Annotated in this window: 5 protein-coding genes; 2 read left to right on the forward strand and 3 right to left on the reverse strand. The window is 55.4% G+C overall.

The features are described 5' to 3' along the window. Positions 1 to 300, reverse strand: a 300-nt coding sequence (locus L1069_RS23215; RefSeq protein WP_237457222.1) for a recombinase family protein, incomplete at its 3' end; no start/stop codon positions are given. Between the two features lie 120 nt (positions 301 to 420). After that, entirely contained in the window at positions 421 to 2511 is a 2091-nt protein-coding gene (locus L1069_RS23220; protein ID WP_237457223.1) for a Mu transposase C-terminal domain-containing protein, read from the reverse strand. 333 nt (positions 2512 to 2844) lie between these two features. Between L1069_RS23220 and L1069_RS23225 the strand changes: the two genes are divergently transcribed. Together L1069_RS23225 and L1069_RS23230 are read left to right on the forward strand one after the other, a co-directional pair. Then, positions 2845 to 3444, forward strand: coding sequence for a recombinase family protein (locus L1069_RS23225; protein WP_129373499.1), 600 nt, complete (start codon positions 2845 to 2847; stop codon positions 3442 to 3444). 90 nt (positions 3445 to 3534) lie between these two features. Then, the gene (locus L1069_RS23230; RefSeq protein ID WP_237457224.1) at positions 3535 to 4446 is read left to right on the forward strand and encodes a hypothetical protein; all 912 of its coding nucleotides are present in this window, start codon (positions 3535 to 3537) and stop codon (positions 4444 to 4446) included. Between the two features lie 183 nt (positions 4447 to 4629). Here L1069_RS23230 and L1069_RS23235 read toward each other — a convergent pair. Beyond that, the coding region (locus tag L1069_RS23235; protein WP_237457225.1) for a Tn3 family transposase at positions 4630 to 6642 on the reverse strand (2013 nt) is incomplete at its 5' end.

Below are 6642 nucleotides of genomic sequence, written 5' to 3' on the forward strand. Positions count from 1 at the left end.
ACCGGCAGTGGTGACTTCAGGTTCCAGTACACGAAGAGAAGCGCCCTTGGCGTCCAGCTCGTGTACCAGGTTCAAAACATCACGGGTGGAACGGCCGAAGCGATCCAGGCGGTGGACAACCAACTCATCACCTTCACGAAGAAACTCCATCACCGTCGCCAGCTCGGAACGATCATCGCGGGACGCACCGGATACCGTTTCCGAGCGGATGACCTCACAGCCGGCTGCCTTCAGCTTGGCTTTCTGGATATCGAGGTCCTGACTTGATGAACTGACGCGAGCATATCCGATCTTTGGCATAGTATTCTGTCACATTAGGGTGGCTTGGACCCTGTTACTGTAACAATTGTCCATTGGTCACTCATTTGTGACGTTTGGGCGTTGTGACCTTCAGCGTTAAATGGCGTAGTTTAAATTGCGTTATGTAGCACCAATGACGAGTGTCGACCGCGCAGCTTCGACCACTTCGTCTGTGACGAGGGACAACTCGTTGATTTTAAGGATACGCTCAATCTGAACGAACAGCCTGTGCAGAAGACGGAAATTTCCACCGGTTATTCGGGCGATGGATGCGACGGCCTGATGGTCGGTGAAGTCTGCGTCGTCGAGCGTCATGCCCAGTTTCCGCCAATGCCGTGTGAGGACGAAGGTCAGTTCATCACCTTGGAGCGGACGGTAATGGTGAGCAAAACCGATGCGGCTATAAAATTGGGGATAGCATTCGAGGCGTTTTTCCAACCCCGGCATACCGATCAGAATAACACCGATGCCTGTGCGGTCGAATAAGTCCCGGACATGCTCCAACGCTTGGGCTGATAATCTTTCAGCTTCATCAATGACCAGTAGCTGTATCAGATCAGGCCCCTTGCCATCAGGCAGCCCACGTTCCGGATGTTGCGCCAGTTCGATACATCCTTCAATGCGGGTCATCAGTCTGCTCAGATTATCGCGGGTTTGGCGCGCTGGCTCACTGACCATCGGCGTGTAGAACGCAGCGCGCGACTGTGCGAGGGCTTTATAGGCGATCATGTCCGATGGATCACGCGGTCCCCAGATGTCCAACAGGGGCCAGCCTTGTCCCACTTTGCATGTCGTTGGGTCGAGACTGTTTTTCCCACGCCTGCCGGACCAAAACAAATACCGATATATCAGTGTTTTCGCACGGCCGTCACAAACTCGACGAAGCGCCGGTGCTCTTTGGTGGCAATGAAGTTGCCCATGCGATGCCCGGTCATAGTCAGTCACCCTCTTCATAAATGCGCAGCCGATTGGGTTGTTTGATAACTCTCTTTGTGGCAGGCGACCTGCGCCTGGCCCGTTCGGGCAGATACTCAGAAATGGCCCCAACCCGGTCCTTGATTTGGTGGCGCAGGGCGCCCGGTGAGCGGATCGTGCGGTTTGTATGTCTTTGAGGGATACGCTTTCAGTTTCGTGGTCCGGGCTGATTGCGCGACAGAGAAAGCGGTTTTGGTGAAACACCCGGATCTCGGTGAGGTCGCGGGGATCGTAGCGAATGGTTACGGTCTCACTGACATATGGTGCCAGGATTGGGCTCATGAACCGCAAGCCCTGAAAGTGGACCCCATCGCGCCGAACGACACGCGGTTTGGCTACCATGACCAGCAACAAGTCGAGGTCATCGAGGCTGTCCGGCATCTGCGGCAGCCAGCCGTCACCGCGCCATGACGCCACCGGGGCCTGACCCGTTTCGCTATGAACACGGGTGTTGTAGGTGGCAATGAACCAGTCGCCGATGGCCGTGTCCAGATCGCCAAGTGACAGCTTTGGTGACGTCGAAGGCTTGCCGTTCGCCAGATGCCCACGCAGTTCGGGAAGCACTTCCGTGTTGATGGTTCCAAAAAACCGTTCAATTTTTCCACGCCCCTGAGGTCGTGCCACGGTCGAAAAGGCAATCTGCATCCGCAATGCGGCTGCTGCTTGTTCAAGATGTTCGGATGTAAAATCGCTGCCATGGTCCACGTAAAGGACATCCGGAATGCCGCAGACGGGCCATTCAGAATTCTGTTTGCGCCAAATGGCCTGCCGTAGCGCGAGAGAGGTGTGCAGCGCTGAAGGTGCGCCCAGGAAAACCAGATAGCCCGCGATAGCACGTGAATAATCGTCCATGATCACGGTAAGCCATGGGCGGGCGGTCGTCCCGTTCGCATCAAGGACTAGAATGTCGAGCATCGTGTGATCTGCCTGCCAGAGCGCGTTTGGTGCCAGAGCGCGATGCCGATGGATCAACTCGAACCGATCTCGGTAGGCAGCAGCCCCCTCATGTGCGAGCGTTACCATCCCCGGATCAAGATCACGGATGATGGCGTGGACGGTGCTGTAGGAAGGTGCTCGCCACATCTGAGCGTCTGCAATTGCCGCAACACGTCGGTGGATCGCTGCGCAAGACAGTCGCGGTTTGCGTAAAGCCAACCCCTCAATCAATTGCACCAGCTCTTTCGGGAATTTGTGCGACTTCGCATCTGATCGTGCCTGACGCGCCAGACCTTCCATCCCAAGTTTCCGGTAGCGTGCCAGCCACCGTTGCGCTGTCCGGATCGGAACACCTGCGGCCCGTGCCGCAGCAGCCAAAGACACGCCGTCTTCCAGATGTGGTTAAGAACAGCAAAGCGCCGCATTGCATCGTCCATAATTGCCTCCTGGCTGGTGTCCGTAAGAGGATCGCTGTGCGGACAGCGTTATCAACGCCATCCGGTCCTAACATTCCTTAAGGAAAACGATTCTCATTTGATTGGTCCGTTGATATTATCACTGAAGGGGTGTCATGTATTACAGTTCATGCCGTCCGAACCAAAACTCGGCCACTTCCGGCTCAAGGACAGGACTATGACAGAAACCCGCATCGGATACGCACGATGTTCTACCGACAAACAGGACCTCGCAGCGCAACGCGCGGCACTGCTTGACCTCGGTGTCTCAGAGGAGCGCATCTACACGGACCATGGCCTGACCGGCACCAAACGCGAGAGGCCCGGACTGGCGCAAGCACTGGCAGCTGTTCGGGACGGTGATACATTCGTCGTGTCGAAACTTGACCGACTTGCCCGTTCTGTCCCGGATGCGCGCGCAATCGCCGATGAGCTGGAGAGCCGGGGTGTTAAACTGGCTCTGGGTGGCAGTGTCTACGATCCGGCCGATCCGATAGGGAAGATGTTTTTCAACATCCTGGCTACCTTCGCCGAGTTCGAGGCCGATTTGATCCGTATGCGCACCCGTGAAGGCATGGCCATTGCGCGCGCCAAGGGCAAGCTGAAGGGTAAGAAGCCAAAACTGTCGGATCGTCGCCAAACCGAGTTGCGCCGCATGTATGATACAGGCGATTATTCGATCAGTGATCTGGCTGAGCTGTTCGACGTGTCGCGACCAACCGTTTACAGGGTTCTCAAACGAACCGAAAAGATCAACGTGAATTCGACTAAAACATAGCCGCTGAAATCGAAGGATAATTTTTCAGAACTGCCCCAATTTGGCCATGGCAAGCACTTATCCCAACCAGTATATCAAGGATCGGGGAAGATGGACGGCCAAGGCCTGCAACCACGCATAAAAGAACGGGAGATTGATGACCTTTTTGCCAAAGCGTTCCAAACCTCTCCGGAACTTTGCGATAGAGTGCGTGAATGTTTGGATCTGACCGGTTCCGGCACAGCGAAACAGGTCGGCACCCAACAAGGCCACTTTGGTGATTCCGGTACAATCGACCTTGACGTAGTTCTTTCTGGAAATCGTCTGCTGATCGAAAACAAGATCAGCGCGTACTGGTCGCATGTGAACGGGGTTGCTCAGCCGGAGCGTTATATAAGGTCAGGTACCGGTTATTGTGGAACAACGGTCTTGTTGGCACCGAGGTCGTACCTGCGAAAATCGGTGAAGGCTTCGATGTTTGACAAGACGCTGTCCTACGAGAGCCTCCTGTCTGCATTCTCCGGGTCGGATTACGATTTACTGGCGGCTGCGATAGATCAAGCCGAAGTACCACCTGAAAACCCAAGCGATGTACAGACCGCCTTCTTTCAGAGCTTCGGGGCGCTACGTGCCGAGATCGCGCCTCAGATTACAGAGAAGAAGCGCGACCGGAACAAGGGGTCGCACACGGTTCACCTTGACGTTCCGAAGAGCCTTACCTTGCACGTCGGATTACCAAAGCCGAAGGTATTCCTTCAGTTCGTAGAGGCAAACGTGAAGCTGATGATCCCCAAGTGGGGATGGCATGTTACCGAAATCCAACGCACCGGAGGTCTCGAAAACACCGGGATCATGTTACGGCAGGTGGGTCGAGTAGGAACGCTTGCCCTGCAACTTCCGACCCCGACTATCAACTGCAAGGGTCCGTTCGAACCGGAGCGCGAACGCGTCGTTGGAGCCATTCTGACGACCGCACGCCTGTGTTCTTGGTGGGATAATAACCCAGACGTTTTGAGGCACTGACAGTGGGTTGTAGAACGCTTCAGTCGGGACGGATAATGTCTGGGTGTTCTCCGGCGCCAAGGGTTTTCCAACGCGACTAAGCGCCATCGAAAGCTGAAGAAACCACGTCAGATAGCGACGAAGGTCACAGGGCGTGTCACATCACTTTGTCTCCTGCGGGTGTACCCTTTTGTGACGCGGTGATCACGCAGCCATGGCTTCAAAATCGATCCTCTTATTCAGATCGACATCGAACCGGCCATAGGGATTGATGTGGGAATAGATCAGCGGGGAAAGGCCGCGATAGTCGCGCTCGGACAGATGATCCGTCCAAGTGGGCTCGGCCAATACCGATTGAACCATACGCGTGTTTACATAAACCAATGATGCCTGAAGCAGATGAAGGGCGTGAGCGGAGATTTCCTGATCGGAAATCCGGTTGCTTGAAATCTCACCGCCTTTACCGAAGAATACGAAACCAGTAGCGCTGTTCCAGTTCTCGACCACATTCAGTCCTTCATGGATTTCCCTGCGGAAGGCTTCTGAGCGTAGATAGCGGCACAGAAAGATTGTCTTGATAGCGCGGCCCAGTTCAGCGAGCGCCTTGTAGGTTGGATGCATCACATCGGCGCGGGCAAACCGGCGCAGGATCGCTTCCGGCTCTGCTGTGCCATGTTGCATGCCCGCAGCGTATTTGACCATTTCATCGTACTGCTGTTCGATTTCAGCCCAGTCGATGGTTCCGGACAGGATCGGCAGAAGGTTAGGCAACTGCCCTCTCATCCCGGAATTTGGCAATGCCAGTTTCTGTCGCGCGATGGCTTTTAGGCGGGGAGCCAGATCAAATCCGAGCAGATGGCGGAAAGCAAAACCAATCGCGCTCTGGCCATGATTGTCCACATACTGGCGCTGGATTTCCATGTCGGTGCAGTGCCGCAGAACACCCTCAATCATTGCTGCCACCTCGGATGAAGAGCAGCGCTTCAATTGAGAATAAACACAGGTCGCCTGGCGTTCGACATGCCAGTAGATCATGACACCGCGCCCACCATAGCGGGCATGCCATTCGGTCATCAGGTTCCGGTCCCAAGCTCCGAATTTGGTGGAATCCGCCGCACAGGCTGTTCCCGCATCGCCCCATGTTTCTGGGTTCCGAACAGCCAGAGTAGAATCTGCTACGCGGGCAGCCGCGGTTCGAAGAGAGGCAGGATCGATGTAACGGCGGCGAATGTGCTTGAGTTCGTCATAACTGATCTCCGGCACGCCAGCGGCGACGCGCTTCAGGCCAGCATTTGTGCCCAGGCCATATAGACAAAGAAGAAGCCGCTGATCTCGAAGGTGACGCGGCAGAGCTTCACGGCTGGCCGAGGTTTCAAAAGCATCAAGAAAACCGGTGTCCAGCGCGGTTTCCTTCAACGTATCCAGTAATCCCGTCATTGGCCACCATTTGCCATTTTCCGATTTGAGGCTGAGAAGCCCTTTGGGCTCCGGAGCGGGAACAAAGGGCGTCATGCAGATCCGGTTTTCACCGGACCATCGCAACCGAACCTTGTCGTCGGCGCGCAATGTCGCATTCAGCTGGAACAATTCATGCCCCAGCTGGTCTCGCACAGACCGGGAAAATTCCTGCGCGTCCTGGGTGAGCTTCAATCCAGTATAATAGGCGCCCCGTTTCCCGGGGAAATCTCTGGGCAGGTCCTCGTCTGGATTGCGATAACGATCTGCACCTTCAACCCAAATTTCCTTGGTCCGGATGCGATCCCTCAACTGGGCCAGAACACAGAGTTCAAAAGAAATGACATTCAGACGCCCCCGCTCATCAATCACGGTTTCCCGCCACTTGCGTGGGATTGAACCGTCAGGGGCCAGCGATGCCGGAGCATAGCGCCGCCCTTCTTCATTCAGGCGGAGGATCAGAGACAGGGCATTCAGGACCGGTCGCCAGGCCTCATTGTTTGAACGGAACTTCAGAACCGACAGTAGAGAGGGCAGCATCCGGCGATAGTGGCTGGCGTACGATCCTCGCATTACGGTTTGAATCCGGACATCCAATGTGCCTTTGGCACGATGTTCGTCTATGAAGGCCTTCAGTTTCGCAGCACCCGCAACAGGAAAGATCACATCCGAGACCTTGCCATTCGGGGTCATCATCGCAGCTGTGGCGATATCAACCAGCAATCGTTCCTTGCCGTGTACCTTCTCGATGTCGGCGGCAAT

Origin of the sequence: Leisingera sp. MMG026 (assembly GCF_021654205.1) — a bacterium.
Lineage (GTDB): Bacteria > Pseudomonadota > Alphaproteobacteria > Rhodobacterales > Rhodobacteraceae > Leisingera.

Coding starts and splice junctions, on each gene's coding strand:
- L1069_RS23225 (WP_129373499.1), top strand. CDS start 2,845: ATGACAGAAACCCGCATCGGATACGCACGATGTTCTACCGACAAACAG.
- L1069_RS23230 (WP_237457224.1), top strand. CDS start 3,535: ATGGACGGCCAAGGCCTGCAACCACGCATAAAAGAACGGGAGATTGAT.
- L1069_RS23220 (WP_237457223.1), bottom strand. CDS start 2,511: ATGGAAGGTCTGGCGCGTCAGGCACGATCAGATGCGAAGTCGCACAAA.